The organism is Pseudomonas sp. AP19 (genome assembly GCF_001728855.1).
Classification (GTDB): Bacteria; Pseudomonadota; Gammaproteobacteria; order Pseudomonadales; family Pseudomonadaceae; genus Aquipseudomonas; species Aquipseudomonas fluorescens.
Genome location: NZ_LXJP01000019.1, coordinates 83,264 through 108,202 on the forward strand (window position 1 = coordinate 83,264; position 24,939 = coordinate 108,202).

Annotated in this window: 22 protein-coding genes; 10 read left to right on the plus strand and 12 right to left on the minus strand. The window is 58.6% G+C overall.

Annotated features, from left to right (window positions below; translation table 11 throughout):
- Positions 1 to 761 precede the first annotated feature (761 nt).
- From A7D21_RS15440 to A7D21_RS15455, 4 genes are read left to right on the plus strand one after another with little or no spacing between them, the layout of a single operon-like run.
- A complete protein-coding gene (locus tag A7D21_RS15440; RefSeq protein WP_069552053.1) occupies positions 762 to 1,754 on the plus strand; it encodes a hypothetical protein in 993 nt (330 codons plus the stop codon).
- Positions 1,754 to 2,449 (plus strand): hypothetical protein, encoded by a 696-nt coding sequence (locus tag A7D21_RS15445; protein ID WP_053254796.1) that lies wholly within the window; start codon positions 1,754 to 1,756, stop codon positions 2,447 to 2,449. Before A7D21_RS15440 ends, A7D21_RS15445 begins: the two co-directional genes overlap by 1 nt.
- A 23-nt stretch (positions 2,450 to 2,472) precedes the next feature.
- Positions 2,473 to 3,450, plus strand: a complete 978-nt coding sequence (locus A7D21_RS15450; protein WP_069552054.1) for a phytanoyl-CoA dioxygenase family protein — start codon at positions 2,473 to 2,475, stop codon at positions 3,448 to 3,450.
- Between the two features lie 12 nt (positions 3,451 to 3,462).
- The gene (locus A7D21_RS15455; RefSeq protein ID WP_069552055.1) at positions 3,463 to 4,755 is read left to right on the plus strand and encodes an MFS transporter; all 1,293 of its coding nucleotides are present in this window, start codon (positions 3,463 to 3,465) and stop codon (positions 4,753 to 4,755) included.
- Positions 4,756 to 4,805: 50 nt separating this feature from the next.
- On the opposite strand, the gene A7D21_RS15460 is transcribed toward A7D21_RS15455, so the two are convergent.
- The 5 genes from A7D21_RS15460 to A7D21_RS15480 all read right to left on the minus strand — a co-directional run bounded on the left by A7D21_RS15460 (position 4,806) and on the right by A7D21_RS15480 (position 9,802).
- Positions 4,806 to 5,507, minus strand: a complete 702-nt coding sequence (locus A7D21_RS15460) for an ABC transporter ATP-binding protein (protein ID WP_010212366.1) — start codon at positions 5,505 to 5,507, stop codon at positions 4,806 to 4,808.
- Position 5,508: 1 nt separating this feature from the next.
- Positions 5,509 to 6,276: a high-affinity branched-chain amino acid ABC transporter ATP-binding protein LivG gene (livG, locus tag A7D21_RS15465; RefSeq protein WP_010212365.1), complete on the minus strand. Its 768-nt coding sequence runs from the start codon at positions 6,274 to 6,276 to the stop codon at positions 5,509 to 5,511.
- Positions 6,273 to 7,526 carry a high-affinity branched-chain amino acid ABC transporter permease LivM gene (locus A7D21_RS15470; protein WP_069552056.1) on the minus strand — a complete coding sequence of 418 codons (1,254 nt, stop codon included), beginning with the start codon at positions 7,524 to 7,526 and terminating at the stop codon, positions 6,273 to 6,275. The genes livG and A7D21_RS15470 overlap by 4 nt, the downstream gene beginning before the upstream one ends.
- Complete coding sequence (gene livH / locus A7D21_RS15475; RefSeq protein WP_069552057.1) at positions 7,523 to 8,446, minus strand: high-affinity branched-chain amino acid ABC transporter permease LivH; 924 nt, start codon at positions 8,444 to 8,446, stop codon at positions 7,523 to 7,525. Before livH ends, A7D21_RS15470 begins: the two co-directional genes overlap by 4 nt.
- A 228-nt stretch (positions 8,447 to 8,674) precedes the next feature.
- Positions 8,675 to 9,802, minus strand: coding sequence for a branched-chain amino acid ABC transporter substrate-binding protein (locus A7D21_RS15480; RefSeq protein WP_053254800.1), 1,128 nt, complete (start codon positions 9,800 to 9,802; stop codon positions 8,675 to 8,677).
- A 341-nt stretch (positions 9,803 to 10,143) separates the two neighbouring features.
- On the opposite strand from A7D21_RS15480, the gene A7D21_RS15485 reads away from it, so the two are divergent.
- Positions 10,144 to 10,446: a DUF2288 domain-containing protein gene (locus A7D21_RS15485; protein ID WP_069552058.1), complete on the plus strand. Its 303-nt coding sequence runs from the start codon at positions 10,144 to 10,146 to the stop codon at positions 10,444 to 10,446.
- Positions 10,447 to 10,754: 308 nt separating this feature from the next.
- Here the strand turns inward: A7D21_RS15485 and A7D21_RS15490 are convergent, their stop codons facing one another.
- The 3 genes from A7D21_RS15490 to A7D21_RS15500 all read right to left on the minus strand — a co-directional run bounded on the left by A7D21_RS15490 (position 10,755) and on the right by A7D21_RS15500 (position 15,904).
- Positions 10,755 to 12,932: a hypothetical protein gene (locus tag A7D21_RS15490; RefSeq protein ID WP_069552059.1), complete on the minus strand. Its 2,178-nt coding sequence runs from the start codon at positions 12,930 to 12,932 to the stop codon at positions 10,755 to 10,757.
- Positions 12,933 to 13,134: 202 nt separating this feature from the next.
- Complete coding sequence (locus A7D21_RS15495) at positions 13,135 to 15,399, minus strand: bifunctional diguanylate cyclase/phosphodiesterase (protein WP_069552060.1); 2,265 nt, start codon at positions 15,397 to 15,399, stop codon at positions 13,135 to 13,137.
- 139 nt (positions 15,400 to 15,538) lie between these two features.
- Complete coding sequence (locus tag A7D21_RS15500) at positions 15,539 to 15,904, minus strand: YkgJ family cysteine cluster protein (protein ID WP_053255350.1); 366 nt, start codon at positions 15,902 to 15,904, stop codon at positions 15,539 to 15,541.
- Positions 15,905 to 16,167: 263 nt separating this feature from the next.
- On the opposite strand from A7D21_RS15500, the gene A7D21_RS15505 reads away from it, so the two are divergent.
- Positions 16,168 to 17,514, plus strand: coding sequence for an MFS transporter (locus tag A7D21_RS15505; protein WP_053254804.1), 1,347 nt, complete (start codon positions 16,168 to 16,170; stop codon positions 17,512 to 17,514).
- A 180-nt stretch (positions 17,515 to 17,694) separates the two neighbouring features.
- On the opposite strand, the gene rapA is transcribed toward A7D21_RS15505, so the two are convergent.
- A complete protein-coding gene (gene rapA / locus A7D21_RS15510; RefSeq protein WP_053254805.1) occupies positions 17,695 to 20,541 on the minus strand; it encodes an RNA polymerase-associated protein RapA in 2,847 nt (948 codons plus the stop codon).
- A 218-nt stretch (positions 20,542 to 20,759) separates the two neighbouring features.
- Here rapA and A7D21_RS15515 point away from each other — a divergent pair, with 218 nt between their 5' ends.
- Entirely contained in the window at positions 20,760 to 21,101 is a 342-nt protein-coding gene (locus A7D21_RS15515) for a hypothetical protein (RefSeq protein ID WP_053254806.1), read from the plus strand.
- On the opposite strand, the gene A7D21_RS15520 is transcribed toward A7D21_RS15515, so the two are convergent.
- From A7D21_RS15520 to A7D21_RS15530, 3 genes are all read right to left on the minus strand, one after another.
- Positions 21,098 to 22,279 carry an aminotransferase class V-fold PLP-dependent enzyme gene (locus A7D21_RS15520; protein WP_069552061.1) on the minus strand — a complete coding sequence of 394 codons (1,182 nt, stop codon included), beginning with the start codon at positions 22,277 to 22,279 and terminating at the stop codon, positions 21,098 to 21,100. The two genes, A7D21_RS15515 and A7D21_RS15520, sit on opposite strands and share 4 nt — an antisense overlap.
- Positions 22,276 to 22,746, minus strand: coding sequence for a RidA family protein (locus A7D21_RS15525; RefSeq protein ID WP_053254808.1), 471 nt, complete (start codon positions 22,744 to 22,746; stop codon positions 22,276 to 22,278). The genes A7D21_RS15520 and A7D21_RS15525 overlap by 4 nt, the downstream gene beginning before the upstream one ends.
- A 90-nt stretch (positions 22,747 to 22,836) precedes the next feature.
- Positions 22,837 to 23,709 carry a LysR substrate-binding domain-containing protein gene (locus A7D21_RS15530; RefSeq protein WP_053254809.1) on the minus strand — a complete coding sequence of 291 codons (873 nt, stop codon included), beginning with the start codon at positions 23,707 to 23,709 and terminating at the stop codon, positions 22,837 to 22,839.
- Between the two features lie 159 nt (positions 23,710 to 23,868).
- Here A7D21_RS15530 and A7D21_RS15535 point away from each other — a divergent pair, with 159 nt between their 5' ends.
- The 3 genes from A7D21_RS15535 (at position 23,869) to ccoM (ending at position 24,879) form a co-directional block, all read left to right on the plus strand.
- Positions 23,869 to 24,354: a lipocalin-like domain-containing protein gene (locus tag A7D21_RS15535; RefSeq protein ID WP_053254810.1), complete on the plus strand. Its 486-nt coding sequence runs from the start codon at positions 23,869 to 23,871 to the stop codon at positions 24,352 to 24,354.
- A 101-nt stretch (positions 24,355 to 24,455) separates the two neighbouring features.
- On the plus strand, positions 24,456 to 24,617 hold the full coding sequence (locus A7D21_RS35785; protein WP_096236836.1) for a hypothetical protein: 162 nt from the start codon (positions 24,456 to 24,458) through the stop codon (positions 24,615 to 24,617).
- 145 nt (positions 24,618 to 24,762) lie between these two features.
- Positions 24,763 to 24,879, plus strand: coding sequence for a cytochrome c oxidase subunit CcoM (gene ccoM / locus A7D21_RS36480; protein WP_053254811.1), 117 nt, complete (start codon positions 24,763 to 24,765; stop codon positions 24,877 to 24,879).
- The last annotated feature ends 60 nt before the right edge of the window (positions 24,880 to 24,939 follow it).

Below are 24,939 nucleotides of genomic sequence, written 5' to 3' on the forward strand. Positions count from 1 at the left end.
TTACCCCTCTAGAGTTGGGGCACCCCCATGCGTTACAGCGGCTTGCAAAAAAATTTCAATTCGCTAGCTGCCGCGATCACTCGCCCCTGAATGCTCGGGCTCGGGCGTTGAGGTGTTTCCTTGCGTGGCTATTTACCAAGCCAAATAAAAGCCTGATGAACGACGTTCGGTTAACGCTGTTTTCGGTAACGGGTAAGGTTTCACCTGATCGGGTTTAAGTACTGATGGCGTAATTTAATAGATCCTATTTTTTAAATATAAGTGGCGGATTTTCGCTATCTCAAAAGAAAGCGGGCGGTGTTATTCAGGCCCTGTGTGGGGGGTTAATGCCTATGTGTCGTGGACGTTTGAATGGGGAAGGGCGCGAGTCATGCGCTTGTTGGGTGTTTTTAATCTGATATTTTTTGGCTGGCATAGTGCTGTGTCCCCGTTATCGGGGGTTTACAATAATTTTGTATATGCGGAACAGTCAGTTATAAATTTAAGTCTTTTTCGGTTTGACTTTTATTAGTCGGCTGTTTAGTTTGATTTGGCCGGCAACAAATGAAATGCGCAATTCAGGAACCCTCTTCTGGATATTTTCCAGTTAAACTAAAAGAAGGAATTTAACGATGAAAGAAGTAAAAGTCGCTCTCCTGCAAAGTGCTACCTGCAACCTGATGCACGTAAAACTGCCTTCCCAGCCTAAGCCAGTGAAAGTGGCTAAGTAAGAAGCAGCGGGCCTGGAGAGTTCGCTCTCCAGGTCTTTCAAGGAGCAGCTCATGTATCATATAAATCCCGCGGCATTAGTGTTTGAAGACGGTAAAGAAGACTGTTGGGTTGACTACTCGTCAGGCCATAATGGCGTCAAGATTTCCAAGGGCTTGGGCAGGCTCATTGCCGAGCACTGCGGCCAGGCGGTCAATGCCGATCTGGTAAAGGAAGCCATTGCGCGTGATAACACCCTCAGTGAGGCTGGCATTGACACCTTGCTGGCCCATGTTTGCCTGCCTGCGCTGGCGCAGTCCAAGTCCGGCTATCACCGTGCGACCCAGAACCACCCTTTCCTGGACATGTCCCAAGGTCTTTCGGCGTTGGAGGCAGATGCTCAGATCATGGCAGCCTACGTCAAGGAACATGCGTACCCCGCTGTCGAGTTGAGTATTGAGTCAGGCAATGATGTTGCGCTCATTGACGCCATTAATCTGGACATCGATGAATTAAGAAACTCTGTTTTCTATCAGTTCAGTATGATTATGTCTGGGACCTTTGGCGTGCGTTTGCACCAACCGGCGTATTACGACGGCGAGCGTGATTATCACCAAGTTGAACTGCTCAAGAAGTCCATTCCTTCCGGCGGCGCCCGGCACCCCACGGAATGTTTTGTCGAAATACATCGTTCGTCGATAATTGCGCCGGGTGTCTACTATTTTTCCCCGATCGATAGTTCGCTTAAATTAATTACCCCGCAGTTGCCCGACTCAATGGAGGCTGAGCGCATTTCAAGTTCGGATGCCGACTGGGTGGTGAGGCTGGTATTGTGTGCCGCGGTAAGGCGATCAATGTTCCGCTACCGTGATCCCCGAAGTTTTCGTGCCTTGCTCGTCGACGCCGGTCATGCAGAGGCGCAATTGTCGGCGTTGGCCAGTTATTGCAACTGGCACTACACATCACGCTTTGTCGTGGACTTCGAGTACGCCAAAAGCTTCAGCGACGAGTCTTTGGATGACGGCCTTCCTGCGTTTTCCATCGGTTTGCTGGAAGGGTGGAATTAATGAGATATGTCAGCCAACACGGCAGTGAAGTTTCAATCCCCGATACGTGGGAGACTCATAACTGGGAGCGCCCTTATGTGTTCCTGAAGCAATTGCAGGCTGATCAGGTCGCCCAGCCGCAGGCCCTTCAAAGCCATCGTTACCTGCTGGATAAGCTGGTGACCGGCTATGACGTCAAGCGCGCTATTTCAAGACGCAGCTTTACGTCGGTTGCCGAGCGCGAGGTTCCTTCTTCGGTGCTGGAGGCGGTACTCAGGTGCCTCTATCAGGCTTTGGCCCAGGAAACACATCTGTTTGCTGGAATCGTTACCCAGGGCGTACAGGGCTGGGCGGATGCAGCTTGGTTACTGGACCATACGCCCAGAGCGCTCAAGCGTTCAGACCGCGCCAGTGACAGCGAGGTGGTCGCCAAGATCATTCAGGGCCAAGGATGGGCCGGGGGCAAAGGCATTACAGTGTTGCTTGGGATCAATTGGCAATTTGCTGTTGCAGCATTCGGCGATCCTGATATTGCCTACGCCAAAGCCTTGCTGGATGTAGGGCGTGTAGGGCATGCCCTGTTGTTGGAGGGGCAGCATCAAGGGCTGGCGGCGAGAATGACGCCGGCCGTACACGAAGAAACAGCGTCAAATATGCTGCGCCTGACGGAAGAAAGGGATGTTCTTTATGCCATCCGGCTGGTTTTTCCAGGCTGAGTGCGTCGCGAGGAGTTGCAAAAATGAACGGACTTTCGCCGCTGAAGGATGCCTACGAGCGAGAGGGTTATGTCGTTGTTCGCGAGTTACTTGATCGCCAGAAATTGGCACTGCTCGCTGAAAAACTGATCCAGCAATTGCGCAAGCATCGAATAACGGATGGTTTCACCGAGATTGGTCAGCCGCGCTTCAAGGAACCAGAGCAGGCTGATCCGGACTTTCTGAAGTTTGTCGACGTCATGCGCAGCGAATTGACCGAAGAACTCTTTCAAGCGCCCAAGGTGATTGAGGTGATGAAGCTGCTCTTCGACACCGATGAGGTGTTCGTTCATCCGATCAAATGGGTGCGCGGTTTGGCACCCTTGGATTCTTCCATGCACTCCTCACCGGGCGTTCACCAGGACTTTCCGGAATTGCAGGGCAGTGGTCAGCAGATCACCCTGTGGGCACCCTTTTTTAATGTCGATGAAGGGTCGGGATCGCTGCCGGTTTACACCAAAAAACCAGGTGAAACCCTGTTACCGCTCGAGCTGGCACTCAACCCATCAGGATGGCAAGTCTGCCCCGACGTGCTGGGCGCAAAAAACGTTTTCGCATTACGTCCGGGTGATGTACTGCTGTTCAATACGTTTACGCCGCATGGGGGGGCGACCAATACCGGCACAGGTTGGCGTTGCAGTATCGAGGCACGGTTTCAGCCGCTCGCTGAGCCTTTGGCACTCAGTAATTTTGCCAAGCCGCTGTTGACCCAGGATTGGCAAACGTTCTACGCAGGGTGGCGAACCTGGGGGTTTTACTGGCGGGACAGGCATCCGCCGCTTATTCCCTTTGATCCATCCTGGGAGCATTGGCGGGATCTGACCGCTATCGGGGAAGCGGTTAAAGGTAACAAGAATGCGGTGGCGGCCCTCGAAATCGCTGCCAGGTTCGGTATGTCCGAACCCATCAAGTCCTGTGCCCGGGGGTTGCTCGAGTCCTTTGAACGTATTTACGACCAATAAGGTAATGTGGCTGTGAAGAACCGCTTTGCAGATTTTTTCATCAGCAGAAATTTCTCATTCTTGTGGCTGGGGCAAGCCCTCTCATCGTTTGGCGAGTTCGTTTTCGAGAGCACCGTCATCGTGTGGCTGGTGACTGACTTGTTTCACGACAGTGCGTTTTTGCCGACGGCTGTAGGCCTGGCGGTGGCGGCCTCTGCTATTCCGCGTGTATTGGTGGCCCCACTGGCCGGGGCTTGGGTCGATCGGATGGCCCCGTTGTACGTGATGATCGCGGCGGATGGGATTCGGGTGCTCAACTTCCTGATCTTTTTCGTGATCTATTCCCTGGCCGGGCTGGACCCGATGCAAGTGCTCGTCGGCGTTCTGCTCTTGTTGTTGGTGAACAGCGCGGCTGCACAGTTTTTCAACCCGTCACGCCAGGCGATCATGCAAGTGGTCATCCCTTCGGCACGACGCGTTGAGGCATCGGCCAAGGCGATGTTTTCCCTGACGGGCATTTCAGTGTTGTCGGCGTCCCTTGGGCCGGCATTATTTGTGTGGGTGGGCCCCGCCCTGGCACTGCTGATCAATGTGCTGGCTTTTGCCTGTTCGGCCCTGTGCATAGCGTCTACCCAGGGCCTGCGCCGGACCTTGCTGGCCGAGCAACAACGGCTGCCCTTCTGGCATGGAGTGCTCGCAGGGCTACGGTTTTCCTGGGGGCACGCCTCGATTAGGACGTTGTTGATCGGTGTGGCGTTATATGGGTTTTCCTTGGGGGTCAATAACGTCGCATTGTCCTTGTATGCATTCAAAACCTTGGGCTTGAGCCCTTATGAATACGGCCTGATTCTCGCGGCGTTCCCTGTCGGCGGCTTGATTGCTGCCGTGCTGGTCCGGCCGCTGTTGAAGTCATTGAGCACGCGCCAGGCCTTTACCCTTGCATTGCTGTGCATGGGGTTCAGCTACCTGGCGTATTCGCTGCATCCGCCGTTTTACTTGGCCTGGGCGCTGATGTTCAGCTGTGGGTTGTTCTTCTCGGTGTTTGCGATTGTGCAAGGGCCGATGCTCCAGGAAGCCGTGCCGGAAGGTTACATGGGGCGTGTGTCTGCAACGGTCACGCCGGTGCTGGCCATCGCCTCATTAACCGGTACGCTGGTGTGCTCTCAGACGTTAAATGTGGCACAGCGTGTCATAGCCTATTTCGACGCGCCGCTGGATGTGTACGGCGCGTATATCTTCCTGGCGGCGGGCTTGTTGCTATTGGGCGGGGCATTGATGCTGGCAGGCCAGCGCGCGAGCAAGGGGGAGTTGGTCGCGACGCTTTGAACCGCGATAAAAAAACGGCCCGAAGGCCGTTTTTTTGTTACCTCAATGGCTCAGCCACCGAGATAGGCTTCACGCACCTTCGGATCCGTCAGCAATTGCTCCCCGGTGCCCTGCATCACCACCCGGCCGTTTTCCAGCACGTAGGCTCGGTCGGCGATTTTCAGCGCCTGGTTGGCGTTCTGCTCGACCAGGAACACCGTGACACCGTCCTTACGCAGCTGTTCGATGATGTCGAAGATCTGCTGGATGATGATCGGTGCCAGGCCCAGGGACGGTTCGTCCAACAACAGCAACTTGGGCTTGCTCATCAGCGCACGGCCGATGGCGAGCATTTGCTGCTCGCCACCGGACATGGTGCCGCCGCGCTGGCTGAAGCGCTCCTTGAGCCTTGGGAACAGGTGCAGCACCTTGTCCATCTGCTCCTGGTAATCGCCCTTGTCGGTAAAGAACCCGCCCATGGCCAGGTTCTCTTCCACGGTCAGGCGCGAGAACACCCGACGGCCCTCAGGCACCACGGCAATGCTTTTGCGCATGATCTGTGATGACTGCTGGCCCACCAGCTCTTCACCCATGTAGCGGATGCTGCCGCTGTGGGCCTGCGGCGAACCGCACAGGGTCATCAGCAAGGTCGATTTGCCGGCACCGTTGGCGCCGATCAGCGTGACGATCTCGCCTTGGCGCACTTCGACGTTGACGCTGTGCAGGGCCTGGATCTTGCCGTAGAAAGTGGAAACGTTTTCGAATTGCAGCATTTTACGCTTCCCCCAAATAGGCTTTGATCACTTCGGGATTGTCGCGGATCTGTTCCGGCGTCCCATTGGCCAGCGGCGTACCCTGGTTGATCACCACGATGTGGTCGGAAATGCTCATGACCAGTTTCATGTCGTGTTCGATCAACAGCACCGTGGCGTTGTTTTCCTCACGCAACACGCTGATCAGCGCCTTGAGGTCTTCGGTTTCCTTGGGGTTCAGGCCGGCGGCCGGTTCGTCGAGCATGAGGATCCGCGGGCGGGTCATCATGCAGCGTGCGATTTCCAGACGACGTTGCTGACCGTAGGCGAGGGTGCCGGCCGGGCGGTTGGCAAACTCGGTGAGGTTGACCTTGTCCAGCCAGTATTCGGCGTATTCCATGGCCTCGCGCTCGCTTTTGCGGAACGCCGGGGTCTTGAACAGGCCTGCAAAGAAGTTGGTGTTCAAATGACGGTGCTGGGCAATCAGCAGGTTCTCGACCGCCGTCATGTCCTTGAACAAGCGCACGTTCTGGAAGGTGCGCACCACGCCCTTGCGGGCGATCTCGTGACCGGCCAGGCCCTGGATCGGCTGGCCGTCCAGCAGGATGCTGCCACCGCTCGGCTTGTAGAAACCGGTGAGGCAGTTGAACACCGTGGTTTTGCCGGCGCCGTTCGGGCCGATCAGCGCCACCACCTGTTTCTCTTTCACGGTCAGGGCCACGCCGTTGACCGCCAGCAAGCCGCCGAAGCGCATGCTCAAATTTTCGACTTTCAGGATCTCGCGGCTCATTTGCGCAGCTCCATGTGTGGACGTTGCATGGGCAGCAGGCCTTGAGGACGCCAGATCATCATCAGCACCATCATGGCGCCGAACATCAACATGCGGTATTCGCTGAACTCACGCATCATTTCCGGCAGCAGAATCATCACGATCGCCGCCAGGATCACACCCAGTTGCGAGCCCATGCCACCCAGTACCACGATGGCGAGGATGATTGCCGACTCGATAAAGGTGAACGACTCCGGAGTCACCAAACCTTGGCGAGCGGCGAAGAAGCTGCCAGCGAAACCGGCGAATGTTGCGCCGAGGGTAAATGCCGAGAGTTTGATGACCGTCGGGTTCATGCCTAACGCACGGCAGGCGATTTCATCTTCGCGCAAGGCTTCCCACGCACGGCCGATCGGCATGCGCAGCAGGCGGTTGATCACGAACAAGGCGGCCAGTGCCAGCAACAAGGCCACCAGGTACAGGAACACCACTTTGCTCACCGGGTTGTAGTCGATCCCGAAGTATTCGTGGAAGGTCTGCATGCCTTCGGCCGCGGTGCGGTCGAACGACAGCCCGAAGAACGTTGGCTTGGGGATGCTGCTGATGCCGTTGGGGCCGCCGGTGATGTCGGTGAGGTTACGCAGGAACAGACGGATGATTTCACCGAAGCCCAGGGTCACGATCGCCAGATAGTCACCGCGCAGGCGCAGGACCGGGAAGCCCAGCAGGAAGCCAAAGGTGGCCGCCATCAGGCCGGCCAGCGGCAGGCAGACCCAGAAGCTCCAGCCCAGGTAGTGCGAGAGCAACGCGTAAGTGTAGGCACCCACGGCGTAGAAACCCACATAACCCAGGTCGAGCAGACCCGCCAGGCCCACCACGATGTTCAGGCCCAGGCCCAGCAACACGTAGATCAGGATCAGGGTGGCAATGTCGACCGCGCCGCGCGAGCCGAAGAACGGCCAGATCAACGCGGCCACGATCAGGCCGATGATGATGTAGCGCTGGGTGCGCGGCAGGGTCAGAAATTGGCTGACCTTGGGCGACACCAACGGAACACGGTTGCCCTTGAACAAGGCACCGACTTGCTGGGTAAACAGCACGCGCAGGAACATCAGCACCGAGCACAGGGCGATGATGGTCAAGGTCACGGGACCGGTGCCATGCACTTCCAGGTTGATGCCGACAATGCTCAGCTTGAGGCCGAGGACCGGAAAGGCCACAGCCCATACCAACAGGGCGCTGAAAAACGCCGATTTAAGATATCTGCTCATACTTTCTCAACCTCCGGACGGCCCAGAATGCCGGTCGGACGGAACAACAGCACCAGAACCAACAGGCCAAACGCCACAACGTCCTTGTACTGGTCGCCGAAGATATCGGCGCCAAAGGCTTCGGCCACACCCAGCACCAGCCCGCCGAGCATGGCGCCCGGAATACTGCCGATGCCACCCAGGACCGCCGCGGTAAAGGCCTTGAGGCCTACCAGGAAACCGGCGTTGGGGTTGATCACGCCGTACTGCATGCTCAGCAGTACCGCCGCAACGGCTGCCAGAGCGGCACCGATCACGAAGGTCAGGGCGATGATGTTGTTGGTGTTGATGCCCAGCAGGTTGGCCATCTTGATGTCTTCGGCACAGGCCCGGCAGGCGCGCCCCAGACGGGAGCGGGAGATGAACAGGGTCAGGCCCAGCATGGCCACCAGGGTGACGACGAAGACCAGGATCTGCATGTAGGAAATCAATACTTCTTCCGCACCGCCCGGGCCGAAGGAGAAGCTCCCCGGGATCAGGTTGGGGATGGATTTATCCTTGGAGTCCTGGGACAGCAATACGGTGTTTTGCAGGAAAATCGACATGCCGATGGCGGAAATCAGCGGAATCAAACGGTTGCTGCCACGCAAGGGACGGTAGGCAACCCGCTCGATACTGTAGCCATAGGCACTGGTCACGACGATCGACGCAAGGAACGCGGCGGTCATCAACAGCGGCAGGGAGTGGATACCCATCATGGCCATCCCGGCAAGGGCGATGAAGGCCACGTAGGAACCAATCATGTACACCTCGCCATGGGCGAAGTTGATCATTCCAATGATGCCGTAAACCATTGTGTAGCCAATGGCTATCAAGGCATAGGTGCTGCCAATGGTCAGGCCATTAACCAGCTGTTGGAAAAAATGATAGATCTCAGGCATTACAGCGCTCCTAAAAACCCGATACGCATTTCACTGGTGGAGTCATGTTCCGGCCCTGCGCTGTGTTCTGTGAGCACATTTGCGCAAAGCGTTTGCCAGCGAACCGCTGGTGACGGTTTTAAGATTTTCAGGTGAGCCAGCGCCCGGATCGCGGGTGTCAGGCCCATAAACCTCGTAAAACAAAGCCCACTGCTTGCACAGTGGGCTTGTTGACCAGTAACGCCTGGCTTACTGAGGGGAAACTTCGGTTTTTGGTTTACCGAAGTGCCATTCGTAGACCACGAACTTGAAGTCCTTCAGGTCGCCCTTGGCGTCGAAGCTCAGCTCGCCGGTTGGGGTCTTGAAGGTGCCTGCGTGGATGGCGGCAGCGACTTTGGCGGTGTCTTCGCTTTTCGCGGCAGTGATACCGCCGGCGATCACTTCAACAGCCGAGTAGGCCGGGAACACGAAAGGACCGGTTGGGTCCTGCTTGTTCTTGGCGAACTCTTCAACAATGGCTTTGTTGGCCGGGTCGGTGTCGAAGGATTTCGGCAGGGTCACCAGCAGGCCTTCGGAAGCGCCTTGGGCGATTTGCGAGATGGAGTCGTTGCCGACACCTTCTGGGCCCATGAACTTGGCGTTCAGGCCTTTTTCCTTGGACTGGCGCAGGATCAGGCCCAGCTCTGGGTGGTAGCCGCCGTAGTAGACGAAGTCCACGTTGGCTTGCTTGAGCTTCTGGATGATCGAGGAGAAGTCTTTGTCGCCAGCGTTCAGGCCTTCGAAGACCGCGACTTTCACGCCTTTCTTCTCGAGGGTCTGTTTAACGGCGGTGGCGATGCCTTCACCGTATTGCTGTTTGTCGTGCAGTACGGCAACGATCTTCGGCTTCACGTGGTCGGCAATGTAGTTGCCGGCCGCTGGGCCTTGTGCGCTGTCCAGGCCGATGGTGCGGAAGATCAGCTTGTAGCCACGTGCGGTGATTTCCGGGCTGGTGGCCGCCGGGGTAATCATGATGACGCCTTCGTCTTCATAGATGTCGGACGCTGGCTGAGTGGAGCTGGAGCAGAGGTGACCGACTACGAACTTGACGCCGTCGTTGACCACTTTGTTGGCCACGGCCACGGCTTGTTTCGGATCGCACGCATCATCGTATTCAACCGCGACGAGCTGCTTGCCGTCGACGCCGCCTTTGGCGTTGATGTCGGCGATGGCCTGCTTGGCACCCATGAATTGCATGTCGCCGTATTGCGTCACAGGACCTGTCTTAGGCCCGGCGATGCCGATCTTGATGGTGTCGGCTGCGAACGAATGGCCAGCAACCCCAGCCAGGACCATAGCGGCAAACAGTTTGGAAATCTGCTTAGTAGCCTTATTCATAGTGCTCCACTCTTACTGTTGTATTTTTTATAGTTCTAGCGGCCTTGTGAGCTGCAGAACCGGATCAGATATCTCGGATATCCCCCCGGCATTGCCCTGGCAACTGTACCGGTACAGTGTAGAGCGCCGGTTGATCGCTTGAAAAGCTGGCTGCTGGGGGCAAAACCTGGGTGTGTCGCTTTAATGAAAGAAAAAGACAGAATTGCGGCGGGGTGATGCCAGAGTCTCGGGCAATCCTTGGCTTTTCTGACACTTTCTATCGATGCCTCATTTGCAACTGGGTTTTTCTGCCTGAGCCCGGACGTTATGATTGCGCCGTTTTTTACATCAGGTGAATTCCCATGACGCAAGAACCTAGCACCCTCTATGCCAAGCTGCTCGGCGAAACCGCCGAAATTTCCTGGAAGGAGCTTGAACCGTTCTTTGCCAAGGGTGCCCTATTGTGGGTCGACGCCAAGCTGGATTTGATCGAAGCGGCCGAGGGAATGGCCGAGGATAACCGTGAGAAAGTCGCTGCGTGGCTGGCTGCGGGGAGCCTTGGCGAAGTGTCTGCGACGCGGGCATTGGACCTGGTTGAGCGTGATCCCAGCCTGTGGGCGGTGGTGGTTTCGCCGTGGATTTTGATCCAGGAAAGGGCAGCGTAAGAATCGTAAGCACCAAAGTGGTGCGCTATTTTCGTCGGTGCAAGTGTGTAGCTGAGTAACCGCTGACGCCGTGATGGCATCTTGCCGTAGAGAAAGGTCACAGGTCAGGGTGACGTGCGCGTCACGGGAACAGTTTTGCGCGGGGTCGAAGGCTCGGGGAATTGTTTCTGGGTGTGGCCAATATCAGCTTATGGAGTGGCTGACTGGCCGCCTTTGCGCGCAAGCCAGCGCCCACATTCAACGGCGTTCCTACACACGGAATGCGGTCAATGTGGGTGCGGGCTTGCTCACGAAGGGCGCGACTCGGTCTAGGCAGTCTTGCCAGTATGGTTATTCAACGAAATAACTTTGGTCTTGCCAATCCGATGGCGATAAATCTCGCGCAGGTACTTAATCGCCTTCTTCACACAATCCCGTGACAAGCGAATATCGTTGATCGACACAAACTTCTCCTTGTCGTTGATCAACTCCCGGTACTTCTTCTCATACATCGGTTTGATCGCGTACCAGTTGGTATCGAGAATTTTCGCCGGGTTTTCGAACTCGTTGAGCAGCTCATCAATCCGGTCTTCATCGAAGTCCTCATGGATGATGAAGTCCAGGATCGAATTATCCAGCGTGTCATCAAACCGGTACGGGTTACGCGCAAAGCAACGCTTGATAAAGGCCACGATCAACGTCAGGAAATCATCCGACAGGCACGGGCTCTTGGCGATCAGCGTGGTCAGCGACAAGTTGGCCGACGCCCCGATCACCAGCGCATACCGCTTGAGCGTGGTGTTGGGAAACAGACTATTGAGGTGCGTCTTCAGCCGGTTCAGGTCCATGTAGGACAGCTTGTAGTCCTTGGGCAAGGACACAATCGACACCACCGACGAGCAGTTCTTGAAGAAGTGCAGGTCATGCAGGGCGGCTGCGTCGTAGCCGGAATTCTTGTATTGCTCCAGTGACGCCTTGTAGCGCTTGGACTCGATCGGCAACAGGCTGATGCCTTCGATGGCCTGGGTCACTTTATTGAAGTGCGGCAGGTCGATGGAGCGGAAAAACAAGTCATCGATATTCAGCCGCTGTGGCTCTTTATCGAACACTTTGAACTTGTCATTCGACGGCGCCGGCGTTTCCGGCACCACGGACTCGGCATAGGCAATCGCTACCGGTCCCGCCAGGCTCATAAACAGGTCGTTGGCATCCAGGCGGATGGTTTCGCCAATGTCGATACCGGCACGCCGGAAATAGTTCTGGTCGTAATCGGTCGTCACCGCCTGGGCGGTGAGGATGTTGAAGATCTGCTGGGAGATGTACTGGTTGGCGTGTTTTTCCATGGCATTGACGTCAATGTTCTGGATATTGCCGTCATCGCTGTCTTCGGCGTAACGCATGATGTCGTTGGAGATCAGCATCATCGCGTTCCATGGCCGGATACGTCCCTTCACACTGGCTTCGCTGCTGTCTTCATTGTCGAAGTTGTAAGAGAAGTCCCATTCTTCCGACAGGTATTTGCATAACAGCCGCCCAGCGTTGATGTGCAGGGCCTCGGACATTTCGCTGCGGTGGTCGGAGATGTTCGGCAGCACACAGATGCCACTGGTGAAGATCGGCTCGAAGACAAACGCGTGGCCACTCTTGCTGTCGTGCTCGTCGGCGGGTTTGGTGTCGAACGTCTTGTTCATGTACGAGTGTTGCTGGGCCAGGCCAAACTCCGAGGCCATGCCCGACCCCGTACCGCCGCCGGCGCTGAAGATCGAGAAGTACAGGCGCGACTGGTTGGCCTTGATGCCGCAGGAGTCGATCAGGTAGGAGTGAATCATCTTCCAGTCGGGGCTGGAAAAACGCTGGGTGTCTTTATTGAGGATGATCTTGGCCAGGTACTGGCCCAGGATCGGCGCGTTACCGGCGCCGCCGGCATGGACTTCCGAGAGGTCCATTATTTTCATCTTGCTGTAGTCGCGCAGGAAGCCGCTTTTTTCGCCCTTGCGCGAAAACCGGATGCGCCCGGCGATGTCCTTGTCCAGGTCACCCAGCATCACCAGCGGCTCCACCAGGAACACCGGTTTGGTGGCCTTGCCGCCGCCCAGGCGCAGGTTGTTTCGGATCCACTGGGCCGGGCTGTAGCCCTTGTCCTGCGACGTGTCTTGCGTGCTGAATTCGTTCAAGTAGAACTTGCGCGCGTTGTAGACCAACTCTGCCACGTCCAGCGCGATGTTCGAACCGCAGCGGCCCAGGCCGATCAGGCACACCGAGGGAAATTCCTGCTCGTCGCGCGGGTCGCCGTCACCGTCTTGCTGGGGTGGGCGCGGGAACACCATGTCGCGCAGGCCGTCGAGGTTATCGAGGATGCGGTCGGTATTGGTTTCGGTGAAGTACAAGTACTGCTGGGTGGCCAGCGGACGGGCGCTGCTCAATGACTTTGAACCTGAGGATTTTTCCGCAGGAGCTGTCGGCAACAGGTCGAGGATCTCGGTGGCAGAGTTATTTTTAGAGGTCATTGGGCGCCATGTACCTGGACAGATGGCTTAAAAATCAAGGAGCCATCATTGAATGAGAGTTCGCGACTTTACAGTGCGTCTGAGTCCGGGACGGTCGGGTTTAACCCTGATTTTTCAAGGGGAATCGTGGCCGGACTCTGATGAATCGGCCGTTCGTCGGGGTTCTTTAGGCAAATGATGGCGAAATGCCAAAGAACCGGCGTCAGCGAATTGGCCTGACGGTCGCGGGTGGGCTGATACGGGCTGGGGTGGGGGCTTTCGGCGCAGGTGCCTCTTTGCTGCCTTCCACGCTGAAAGGGTAGAGCGGGTTGCGCATCTGGATGCCCTGGATCACGCCAACGATGTCGCAGAACGGCACCGCCGGGCTCAGCAGGTAGCCCTGAATGAAGTCACCGCCATGTTTGAGCAGCAGCTCGAACTGTGCCTGGGTTTCCACGCCTTCGGTGACCACCTGTAAGTGCAGGGTGTGGGCCATGCCGATAATCGCCTGGACGATCTCGATATCGGCGGTGGATTTGGGGATGTCCTGGATAAATGAACGGTCAATCTTCAACGTGTTGATCGGTAGGCGTTTGAGGTACGCCAGCGACGAGTAGCCGGTGCCAAAATCATCGATGGCGAGCGAAACCCCCAAGGCCCGAATTTGCCGCAACAGCGCCAGGGTGCTGCTGATATTGCCCATCAGCGCGTTTTCGGTAACTTCCAGTTCCAGGCGGTTGGCGGCAATCCCGGCGAAGCGCAAGGCAGCTTCTATTTCATCGGCCAACTCGTCACGGGTCAGGTTGAGGGCCGAGCAGTTCACGGCCATGGTCAGTTCGCTGTAGCCCCGGTCGGTCAGCAGGCTTAAATCATGGCAGGCCTGCCGCAACACCCAGTGGTCCAGTTCGGCGATCAACCCGTTGCTTTCGGCGATGTCGATAAACCGGTCCGGGGCCAACAGCCCGTGTTGCGGATGTTGCCAGCGCACCAGGGCTTCCAGGCGGGTGACCTTGCCGAGTTTCATGTCGAAGATCGGTTGATAAAACAGCACCAACTCGTTGCGGCCACGCAGGGCTGCGCGCAATTCCTCTTCCAGTTGCAGCTCAAGGAAGGCACGGGTTTTAAGGTTGGAACTGAAGAAGTTGAGGTTGTTGCGCCCGGCGTCTTTGGACTGGTACAGCGCCAGGTCGGCGGTTTTCAGCAGCTCTTCGCAGGTCAGGCCGTCTTCGGGAAACAGGCTGATGCCGATGCTGGTGGTCATCACCATGCGCCGACCGGCCAGTTCGACCGGCTCTTTCATCTTCTGCATGATCCGCTGCGCCATGTGCCGCGCTTCATCGCGATGGTGAATATTGATCAAAATGCAGAATTCGTCCCCACCAAACCGCGCGACCACGTCGTCGTGGCTGCGTATCGAACCTTTGATATGCCCGGCCAATACCGTCAGCAACTGGTCGCCGGCGTCATGCCCCAGGCTGTCATTGATCCGCTTGAAGTGGTCGATATCGAGGAATATCACCGCCATCATGCCGTTATTGGCCGTTTTTTCAGCGACTTTCTCAGCGAAGATCTGATTGAACCCTCGGCGGTTCAGCAGGCTGGTCAACGCGTCATAATGGGCAACCTGTTGCAGTGATGCGCGGGCCTGGTCGAGTTCGCTGAGCAGGGCGTTGACCCGCCGCAGGTCGCGTTCCTTGTGCTGCAGCTTTTTGTCCGCCAGGGCCGCGCTGACGCTGCTGCCGATCACCAACAGGGTGATAACCGCCACAGACAGGCCCAGTTGAATAGGGTTGTTGTCCAGCGGCAGCGCGAGGTCGGCTCCGCTGGGCACCAGCATTTGCATAGCGGCCATGCCGGTGAAGTGCATGCTCAGGATGCCGGCGCCCAGCACCAGGCTCGCGGCGTATTTGAGCAATTGATGGAAAACCCCGGCGCCGTTGCGCAGGTGGCTCGACAGCAGCAATGCCGCCAGGCTGGCGCCAATCGCGATAACCACCGACGCGATGAACAGCCACGACTCGAAGTACACCTGAGCCTGGGAGCGCATGGCCGACATGCCCACATAGTGCATCAAGGCGATACCGAGGCCCATCCACACCGACGCCAGTAAATACTGATGGAACCGCAGGTGGGCATGACTGAGGGTTTGCATGGCAAACAACGAGGCAATCAGGGCGATCACCAGCGAGGCGAACGTCATGAGCAATTCGTAATGAATAGCAATAGGTGCCTGGAAAGCCAGCATGCTGATGAAGTGAGTCGACCAGATACCGCCGGCGAGGCACCCAGCACCCAGCCAGCGCCAATGGCGGCGGGCGGTAGGGTCTTCTACATGGCCGACACGTTCGGCCATGTCCAACGTACCAAACCCGGCCGCGCAAGCGACCAGGTAGGCCAGCAACACCAGAAAGGGGTTATGACTGCAATTGAGTAATAAGTGCCCATTCTCTGGAAGGTCGGTAAAAAAATACATACCTAGCCATTCCATAGCATGTCCCGTCAAAGTCCGTACGTCATTGCCTTGAGCAATGGCCTATGGACTCCAGTATAGAAGCCTCGCGGGATTTGCCAGGAATAATGGCACTTTGATTTCAATGATTTTGGCATGCCGCTCATAGCGATTGATGCTAAGCGCTGATGGGCAGTTCCAGCTCAAAAGGGGCTTCCAATGGCGGCAGGCCGAATGCCGCGCGTGCGGTATCGCAATCGACGTTCGGTACACCCTGGCTCCACGACGCGTCGAACTCACGGCAGGGGCTCGACCGTTGCTCATAGATCGTGCAGCGTGTGCCCTTGCCGACTTCCCCTTCAAGGCTGCAGCAACGCGCGGGTTTCTGGTCGGTTCCGATCATCGCTACGCGTGTGGGGTTGATCTGCACCACAAGGTCATCGGGCACCGTCCCCCCGGAGGAGGCGCACTCACCCCAGAAGAAAGACACGCGAAAGTGTGAACAGCAGGCACCGCAACTCAGACACGGACTGGCTTCGGACATGGGCGTCATCGATAAGAAAAGTAGGATGGGGTGTTTCGGAAGGCTCGCCATTCTAATCCTGCCATGGCCGTTGGGAAGGGGGGCGAGCACTTATATTTTCGTAGGAAAACCCTCGCAATTGCGGGTCAAGGTCCGGGTGAAATTACGCCCTATCAGCTTTACGAATCATTACAGACAACGGCCGTCTGCCTGACTATGTTGCAGATACCTGAGCAGGATGCATCGGGCATCGCTGCGCTCATAACAATAAAAGAGACGGACCCATGCAGAACTCGACCCAAGCGGCGAATGCCTGGCGCATTCTGTTCCTGCTGTTCCTCGCCAACCTGTTCAATTTCTTCGACCGCACCATTCCCGCGATCATCATCGAGCCCATCCGCATGGAGTGGCACCTGAGCGACTTTCAGCTCGGGATCATCGGCACCGCTTTCACCATTGTCTATGCCATCGCCGGCCTGCCGCTGGGGCGCATGGCCGATACGGGCTCACGCAGCAAACTGATGGGCTGGGGCCTCTTCGCCTGGAGCGGGCTGACGGCGATCAACGGCATGGTCGGCAGTTTCTGGACCTTCCTGCTGGTGCGCATGGGCATCGGCATTGGCGAAGCCAGCTATGCGCCGGCGGCCAACTCGCTGATTGGCGACCTGTTTCCCGCTCACCGGCGCGCGCGGGCCATGGGCATTTTCATGCTGGGCCTGCCGTTGGGGCTGCTGCTGGCATTCTTCACCATCGGCGCGATGGTCAAGGCGTTCGACAGCTGGCGCGCGCCGTTCTTTATCGCCGCCGTGCCGGGAATGATCCTCGCGGTGTTCATGTTCTATATCAAAGAGCCCAAGCGCGGCGCCGCAGAAACCGTGCAGGTTTCCCAGGAACGCGTCGACCGTCCAATCCGCCGCGTGCTGGCGGTGCCGACGTTCCTCTGGCTGGTGTTGGCCGGGCTGTGTTTCAACTTCGCCACCTATGCGTGCAACTCGTTCCTGGTGCCGATGTTGCAACGCTACTTCCTGATGCCGTTGCAGGACGCTGCGGTTGCCACCGGGGTAATCGTCGGCTTGACCGGCTTGGTGGGCCTGACGCTGGGCGGCTGGATTGCCGACAAGATCCATCAGCGCGTGGCCAATGGCCGACTGCTGTTCGCGGCGTGCAGCCTGATCATCTCCACGGTTACCACCGCCTGGGCCTTGCATGCGGGGCGCATCGAGATTGGTGTGTTTGTGGCGCTGTTCAGTGTGGGCTGGTTGTTCGCTTATAACTTCTACACCTGTGTGTACACGGCGATTCAGGATGTGGTCGAACCCCGCCTGCGGGCCACGGCGATGGCGCTGTTTTTTGCCGGGTTGTATCTGCTCGGCGGAGGCATGGGGCCGGTGGTGGTGGGCGGGCTGTCGGATCACTTTGCCCATTCGGCGATGTATGCCGACGGAGCGGCACAGATGACTGAGGCTTATAAGGCCGTGGGCTTGCACGACGCCATGTACCTGATTCCGGTGGCGCTGTTTCTGACCATGCTGTTTCTGTTCCAGGCGTCGCGCAGTTTTGTGCGTGATGCCAAGCGGATGAAGGCGGGGCTGGGGGCGGTGGAGGTGCCGGCTGCTGCGGCTACGGCCTGATGCCAAGGTGACCCTTTCGCGAGCAGGCCCGCTCCCACCTTTGACCGAGTTGCCAGCTCGATCACCGAATCATGTGGGAGCGGGCTTGCTCGCGAAGAGGCCCTTAAAGGCAACGATATTCTCAAAAGCATGCAAAAGGCCCGCATTGCGCGGGCCTTTTTTAGCCGGGCAGGGCGGTTATCAACCCGCCACCAACACCCGAATCGCTTCCAGTCGCAGCGCCGCCTTGTCGAGCATGGCCAGGCCCTGCTCGCGTTGGTTGCGCAAGGCCACCAGCTCGCTGTCGCGCACGGTCGGGTTGACCGCTTGCAACGCGGTCAAGCGCGCCAGCTCTTCGTCGGTATCCGCTGCCAGGCGGCGTTTTGCCTCGGCCACACGTTCGGCGTGGCGCGGGGTGATCTTCTCTTCGCCGGCGTTGATGCGCGGCGTCAGCTGATCGCGCTGGGCCTGCACGAACTTGTTGGCACTGGCGCGTGGCACGCTTTCCAGTTGGTCGTTCAGGGTTTCAAACGACACGCGGCCGGACAAGTCATTGCCGTTGGCATCCAGCAGGCAGCGCAAGGCGGCCGGTGGCAGGTAGCGGCCCAGTTGCAGCGAGCGCGGCGCAACCACTTCACTGACGTAGAGCAGTTCCAGCAACACGGTGCCCGGCTTGAGCGCCTTGTTCTTGATCAGCGCCACGGCGGTGTTGCCCATCGAGCCGGACAGCACCAGGTCCATGCCGCCCTGCACCATCGGGTGTTCCCAGGTGATGAATTGCATGTCTTCGCGCGACAGCGCCTGGTTGCGGTCGTAGGTGATAGTCACCCCTTCGTCGTCACCCAGCGGGAAGCTGGCGTCGAGCATTTTTTCGCTGGGCTTGAGGATCAGCGCGTTTTCCGAATGGTCTTCGCTGTCGATGCCGAACGCGTCGAACAGGGTTTCCATGTAGATCGGCAGGGCGAACTGGTCGTCTTGCTCAAGGATGTCTTCCACCAGCGCATCGCCTTCACCCGCACCGCCGGAGTTGAGCTCCAGCAAGCGGTCGCGACCGGTGTGCAGCTCTTGCTCCAGGCGCTCGCGCTCGGCACGGGCTTCGTCGATCAGGGCTTGCCACTCGCCGTCGTCGGCGTTTTCCAGCAGCGGCAGCAGGCGCGGGCCGAACTGATGCTGCAAGGCGTTACCGGTCGGGCAGGTGTTGAGGAACGCGTTCAGCGCTTCGTGGTACCACTGGAACAGGCGCTCTTGCGGGCTGGTTTCCAGGTACGGCACGTGCAGTTCGATCACATGCTTCTGGCCGATCCGGTCCAGACGGCCGATCCGCTGTTCCAGCAGGTCGGGGTGGGACGGCAGGTCGAACAGCACCAAGTGGTGGGAGAACTGGAAGTTGCGGCCTTCACTGCCGATTTCCGAGCAGATCAGCACCTGGGCGCCGAACTCTTCATCAGCGAAGTAGGCAGCAGCGCGGTCACGTTCGAGGATGTTCATGCCCTCGTGGAACACCGTGGCCGGGATGCCGGAGCGTACGCGCAGGGCGTCTTCCAGGTCCATGGCGGTTTCGGCGTGGGCGCAGATCACCAGCACTTTAGTGCGCTTGAGCATTTTCAGCTGGTCGATCAGCCACTCGACGCGCGGGTCAAAGCGCCACCAGCGGTTTTCCTCTTCAACATCCGGCTGCGACTGGAAGCTGACTTCCGGGTACAGCTCGGCGTGTTCGCCCAGTGGCAACTCGAGGTATTCGTCCGGGTTCGGCAGCGGGTAGGCGTGCAGCTTGCGCTCCGGGAACCCTTGCACGGCGGCACGGGTATTACGGAACAGCACGCGGCCGGTGCCGTGGCGGTCGAGCAACTCACGCACCAGGCGTGCGCTGGCTTCGGTGTCGCCATCGTTGACGGCGGTGAGCAGTGCTTCACCTTCGTCGCCGAGGAAACCCTGAATGGTTTTATGTGCCGCTGGCGACAGGCGGCCTTTGTCCAGCAGCTCCTGCACGGCTTCGGCCACCGGGCGATAGTTCTCGCTTTCGGCGCGGAAGGCGTGCAGGTCGTGGAAGCGGTTCGGGTCCAGCAGGCGCAGGCGCGCGAAGTGGCTGTCCTGGCCCAGTTGCTCCGGGGTGGCGGTGAGCAGCAGTACGCCGGGAATCACCTCGGCCAGTTGCTCGACCAACGAGTACTCAGGGCTGGCTTTCTCTTCATGCCACACCAGGTGGTGGGCTTCGTCGACGACCAGCAAGTCCCAGCCGGCCGCGAACAGCGCGTCCTGGGCCTTCTCGTCGTCAACCAGCCACTCCAGCGCGACGAGGGCGAGCTGGGTGTCTTCGAACGGGTTGGTGGCATCGCTTTCGATAAAGCGTTCTTCGTCGAACAGCGCAACCTGCAGGTTGAAGCGGCGGCGCATTTCCACCAGCCACTGGTGCTGCAGGTTTTCCGGGACCAGGATCAGCACGCGGTTGGCGCGGCCCGACAGCAACTGGCGATGAATCACAAGGCCGGCTTCGATGGTCTTGCCCAGGCCCACTTCGTCCGCCAGCAATACCCGTGGCGCGATACGGTCAGCGACTTCGCGGGCGATGTGCAATTGGTGAGCAATAGGTTGTGCACGCACGCCGCCCAGGCCCCACAACGAGGATTGCAACTGGCGGCTGGTGTGTTCCAGCGTGTGGTAACGCAGCGAGAACCAGGCCAGCGGGTCGATCTGCCCGGCGAACAGACGGTCGCTGGCCAGACGGAACTGGATGAAGTTGGACAGTTGGGTTTCCGGCAGGGTGACCTGCTCGTTCTGCCCATTGAGGCCGTGGTAAACCAGCAGGCCATCGACGTCGTCGACTTCCTGTACGGTCATTTTCCAGCCTTCGAAATGGGTGATGGAGTCACCCGGCGAAAACCTCACACGAGTGAGGGGCGCATTCCGTAGCGCATACTGACGAGTGTCGCCAGTGGCCGGATAGAGCACGGTCAACAAGCGGCCGTCCTGTGCCAGAACGGTGCCTAACCCCAGCTCTGCTTCGCTGTCACTAATCCAGCGTTGCCCCGGTTGATACTGCTGCGCCATGCTGCCTGACTCCCGCCGTGAAAAAGCCGACTATCTTAACGGAACAAGGCCCTCAGCCAAAGGACTCTGACAAAAACTACTCCGTTAACGCATGGGTTCGAAAGCTCGATCGACGGGTGGCGGGCACTTGCGAGTGTCGATTCGGTCACAGCTTGGCGAGCTGGCGCTCAAGTCGCCCTGCAACCCGCCGACAGCCTGTTGATCAGGAGAATATTATTATGCTGCCACCCATGCTGCCCGTCAGCGTCGTGCCGGTCACGTCACAACTTGACCCGGTGCGCCAGAAGCCGGATATCCCGCCCGTGGTGCCAGTACAAGCGGGCTCCAACGAAAGCACGATCGACTTGAAAAAGGGCGATTCCGAACAGGCGACCTTGCTGTTGCGCGAAGAGCAACGCCGCCAGCAAGAGCAGCAGAAGCGCCGGCGCGAAGCCGACGAAGACCCTGAGGAGCACCTGGCGATTCCCGGCGATACATTGAATGCCGATAATACTGTGCCGGTGGTGCCGCTGATCGAAGATGCGCCGCGCCAGGGGCTGTGGGTGGACGTTGAGGTTTAATCGCGCAACTCACGCAGCGCCGCGAGCAGTCGTGCGATGTCATCCTCGGTGTTGAGCGGGCTGACGGACACCCTTGCGATACTGCTCAGGCCACGCGCCTGCATGTCCAATGGAGTGTAGGCCACGCCATTGGCGCCGACAGTGATGCGCTTGAGGCCCAAGCGTCGTTTGAGTTCGAAGGCATCCCAGCCAGCGAGGTTGAAGGCGATCAGTCCTGAGTGATTGGCGCCCAAGTCATGCAGGGAAACTCCCGGAATCTGCCGCAAGCCTTCGCGGATTTGCCCGCTGATCTGCAAGACCCTTTCCCACGTCCTCTCTACGCCCAGTCGATTGACCTCCTGTAACGCCGTGCCTAACCCCGCCAATAAGGCGTAGGACACTTCGCTGGTTTCAAAGCGCCGGGCGTCGTCGCGCAGGTGGAAACCGTCGGCGGCCCAAGGGGCTGAAAACACATCGCGCTGGGCGGGGTTCAGGCGCTGGAGGAAGCCCGGCCTTACATACATCAGCGCCGTACCGCGTGGCCCGCGCAGGTGTTTGCGCCCGGCTGACTTGAGCACATCGCAGTGCAGTGCCTGCACGTCGACCGGCAGTTGCCCCACGGCTTGGCCGGCGTCGATGAAATAGGCGATACCGTGACGCTTGGCCACTTCGCCGATCGCCTGGGCGGGGTTGATCAGGCCACCGTTGGCCGGCAGCCAGGTCAAATCGATCAACTTGACGTTGGCATCGATCATCGACTCCAGCGCCACCGGGCAGACCGCGCCGGTTTCATCGCAAGGAATGACGTCCACCTGGGCGCCGGACTGCACTGCCCGTTGCATACTCGCCAGGTTGCCGCCCCATTCATGGCGGCCGACCAGAATCCGCTCGCCTGGCTTCCAGGCGCCCAAGGCCTCGAAGGCCATGCTCCAGGCGGTCGAGCCGCTGCTGGCAAAGGCAATCGACGAAGTCGGCGCATTGAGCAATTGCCCGGCCGCACGCCGGGCTGTTTCGACCAGCACAGCGCCATGCTCGCCGGCCTCCATCGGGCCGTCGCGGGCTTCACGCTGTAATTGGTCGATGATCGCGTCGAGGCTGGCCTGGCTCGGCAGTGAGGCACCGGCGTGGTTGAAATGCACCAGGCCCGACTGGCAGCCGGGTGTGTCGTCGCGCAGTTGCTGGACTTCGAGCGGGCTCACGGCTGCAGCTCGAAAATCGCATCAACCTCCACCGCCACCCCAGCCGGCAGGCTGGAAACCCCTACGGCAGTGCGCACGTGCCGGCCCTTGTCGCCGAGAGCGTTGACCAGCAGGTTCGAGGCACCGTTGGCCACCACACTTTGGCGCTGGAAGTCGGCGCTGCTGGCAATGAACACCCCCAGGCGCAAAATCCGCACCGCGCGCGAAAGGTCATCACCCAGCGCATCGCTCAATTGGCCCAACAGGCCCAGCGCCGCCAGTTCCGCCGCCTGGGCGCCTTCTTCATCGCTGAGGGATTCGCCCAGCCGACCGACGTAGGCGGGTTTGCCGTCGATCATGGGGATCTGCCCGGAAATGAACAGCTGGTTCTGGCTGACCACATGATTGATGTAATTGGCCGCCGGCTGGCTGGGCGTGGGCAGCGTCAGGCCAAGGGCTTGCACGCGTTGGCGGATGGAATCGCTCATGTTGAATCCTCTTCGGGTGGGAGGTTTCAGCATGTTGGCTGCGGCGATGGGCGACAAACGGATAGATCTCACTCGACGTATCGAAATAACTCACGCGTCGGCGCAGGCGTCCTTCAGCCATTGGCTGAAGCACTCCGCCGCTTCGCTGGTGGGGCCTTGGGGGGTGATCAGCCAGTAGCCGATTTCGCTGTGATAGGGCGGCCATTCAAAGGCTTCCACCAGGCTGCCGTCCGCCAGCTTGCGCTCGATCAAGCGGTGACGGCCCATGGCGATGCCCTGGCCGGCCACGGCGGCTTCGACCACGATGTTGTAGTCGTGCAGCAGCACGTGCGGATGCTGCTTGAGGTCGACTTGGAAGTGCGCAGACCAATCCGTCCACTCGAAGGGGCGGTGCGAGGTGGCCATCAACAGTGCGCCGTTGTCTCGCTGGTTGGCCTTGAAGGCCGGGCTGCACACGGGTGAGATTACTTCAGGCATCAGCCGGGTGGTTTGCACATCGGGCCAATCGCCCTTGCCGTAACGGATGGCCAGGTCGACCTCGGCGGCGGCGACGTTGGCCAATTGAATCGCCGGCAGCAACTCCACCTGGATATGCGGGTAGCGGTTGAGAAACCCGGCCAGACGCGGGGCCAGCCACAGCGTGGCGAAGGATGCCAGCAGGCCGACACGTAATACCGTGACACGGGTCGCCACCCGTTGGGTGCGGGTGGCGGCGGCAATGGCGTCGAGGGCGGGGCGGATTTCGTCGTAGTAACGTTGGCCGTCGGCAGTCAGATCGATCGCACGGGTGCGTCGGATAAACAGTGGTTTGCCCAGATGTTGTTCGAGCTTTTGCACTTGGTGGCTGAGTGCGCTCTGGGTAACCGACAGCTCATTGGCGGCCTTGATAAAACTCAAGTGCCGCGCCACCGCCTCAAAAGCGCGCAGGGCCAGCAGCGGCGGAAGGTCATTGTGCAGTGCCAACTGAGTGCGCCTACCGGTTAAGGGGGGAAAGTGTCGATTTTGGGCGATGTGCTTCCTTTTGTCGCCCGCAGATTCTTCCGTCGTAGTTTGGGGATGTGTCTTACATCTCCCCGGGTAGCTGTGCGCAAAGCTCTGTGTCTTTTTTGAGACGGTAGAGCGATGAAAAATCCTATAAAGGCAACGGTGATCGGCTTGGCTATTTCAATCGGCCTTTGCGCGGCGGCCGCCGCCAATGAGTCTCCGCTGGTCGGGGCCTGGAAGCTGGTCGGTTATGAGGTCGAGTCCCAGGACACCCGTGAGAAAATCCCGGCGATGGGCAGCCGTCCGTCCGGGCGGGTTATTTTTACCGCGGATCATCGCGTGGCTTTCGTGTTGACCGGTGAGGGGAGAAAAGCCGGCGCGTCCGACGCAGAAAAATCAGTGCTGTTGAATACGCTGGTGGCTTATACCGGAATTGAGCGGGTCGACGGCAATCAATGGTGCACAGCGGTTGATTCTGCCTGGAATCCGCAGTGGGTGGGAACGGTGCAATGCCGCGATTTTCAGGTCAGGGGCGACACGCTGGAAGTGCTGACGCCTTGGCGCCAAATGCCTAATTGGCCGGGGACTACACGTTCCATCATCACGTTTGAGCGCGATAAATAAGCGCCAGGAGAGGCAAGTACGAGGATTTTCACCCTGGCATTTGCTGTCGAGCGGGAGAGGCCGCATTATTGAGCCATTCCCGCCACGACGTAAGCCCAGCCATGAGTGAAGATGACAAACTGATCGACTTGAATGCCGAACGCGCCAAACGTGTGCATGACTTGAATGACAAGCGCCTGAATGAAGTTCGCCAGGCATTTGAGCAGGCGATGCCGCTTGGTAACGTTAAGAAAAAACCCAAGAACAAGCCGAAAAAGCGTTGAAACAGCCTGCATCTGTTGATGCAGGTCAGTTATTACCCTTCTTTAAGCCCCGTTGCGGGCGACATTGATCCCGGTCAATTTTCCAATCCGCCTTCTCCATTAACTTAGCCCTATCGCAACAGGGCATGAGCACAGGAGGCCGGTCATGTTTTTCGATAATGTGGTGTTTGCCGGGGTGCTGACCGTCAGCCTCATGGTGCTGTTTTTTGTAGGGTTTGGAATTTTTATCTGGAAAGACGCGAAAAAGCGTAAAGAACCCTAAGTCTTTCCGGATTACATGAGCACGCAAGGCATTTTGGGCGACTTCGGTCGCCTTTTTTTT

What these genes read in the sequence shown, in the direction of transcription:
- A7D21_RS15440 (WP_069552053.1), top strand. Translation starts at nt 762, where the DNA reads ATGTATCATATAAATCCCGCGGCATTAGTGTTTGAAGACGGTAAAGAA.
- A7D21_RS15445 (WP_053254796.1), top strand. Translation starts at nt 1,754, where the DNA reads ATGAGATATGTCAGCCAACACGGCAGTGAAGTTTCAATCCCCGATACG.
- A7D21_RS15450 (WP_069552054.1), top strand. Translation starts at nt 2,473, where the DNA reads ATGAACGGACTTTCGCCGCTGAAGGATGCCTACGAGCGAGAGGGTTAT.
- A7D21_RS15460 (WP_010212366.1), bottom strand. Translation starts at nt 5,507, where the DNA reads ATGCTGCAATTCGAAAACGTTTCCACTTTCTACGGCAAGATCCAGGCC.
- livG (WP_010212365.1), bottom strand. Translation starts at nt 6,276, where the DNA reads ATGAGCCGCGAGATCCTGAAAGTCGAAAATTTGAGCATGCGCTTCGGC.
- A7D21_RS15470 (WP_069552056.1), bottom strand. Translation starts at nt 7,526, where the DNA reads ATGAGCAGATATCTTAAATCGGCGTTTTTCAGCGCCCTGTTGGTATGG.
- livH (WP_069552057.1), bottom strand. Translation starts at nt 8,446, where the DNA reads ATGCCTGAGATCTATCATTTTTTCCAACAGCTGGTTAATGGCCTGACC.
- A7D21_RS15480 (WP_053254800.1), bottom strand. Translation starts at nt 9,802, where the DNA reads ATGAATAAGGCTACTAAGCAGATTTCCAAACTGTTTGCCGCTATGGTC.
- A7D21_RS15485 (WP_069552058.1), top strand. Translation starts at nt 10,144, where the DNA reads ATGACGCAAGAACCTAGCACCCTCTATGCCAAGCTGCTCGGCGAAACC.
- A7D21_RS15490 (WP_069552059.1), bottom strand. Translation starts at nt 12,932, where the DNA reads ATGACCTCTAAAAATAACTCTGCCACCGAGATCCTCGACCTGTTGCCG.
- A7D21_RS15495 (WP_069552060.1), bottom strand. Translation starts at nt 15,399, where the DNA reads ATGGAATGGCTAGGTATGTATTTTTTTACCGACCTTCCAGAGAATGGG.
- A7D21_RS15500 (WP_053255350.1), bottom strand. Translation starts at nt 15,904, where the DNA reads ATGTCCGAAGCCAGTCCGTGTCTGAGTTGCGGTGCCTGCTGTTCACAC.
- A7D21_RS15505 (WP_053254804.1), top strand. Translation starts at nt 16,168, where the DNA reads ATGCAGAACTCGACCCAAGCGGCGAATGCCTGGCGCATTCTGTTCCTG.
- rapA (WP_053254805.1), bottom strand. Translation starts at nt 20,541, where the DNA reads ATGGCGCAGCAGTATCAACCGGGGCAACGCTGGATTAGTGACAGCGAA.
- A7D21_RS15515 (WP_053254806.1), top strand. Translation starts at nt 20,760, where the DNA reads ATGCTGCCACCCATGCTGCCCGTCAGCGTCGTGCCGGTCACGTCACAA.
- A7D21_RS15525 (WP_053254808.1), bottom strand. Translation starts at nt 22,746, where the DNA reads ATGAGCGATTCCATCCGCCAACGCGTGCAAGCCCTTGGCCTGACGCTG.
- A7D21_RS15535 (WP_053254810.1), top strand. Translation starts at nt 23,869, where the DNA reads ATGAAAAATCCTATAAAGGCAACGGTGATCGGCTTGGCTATTTCAATC.
- A7D21_RS35785 (WP_096236836.1), top strand. Translation starts at nt 24,456, where the DNA reads ATGAGTGAAGATGACAAACTGATCGACTTGAATGCCGAACGCGCCAAA.
- ccoM (WP_053254811.1), top strand. Translation starts at nt 24,763, where the DNA reads ATGTTTTTCGATAATGTGGTGTTTGCCGGGGTGCTGACCGTCAGCCTC.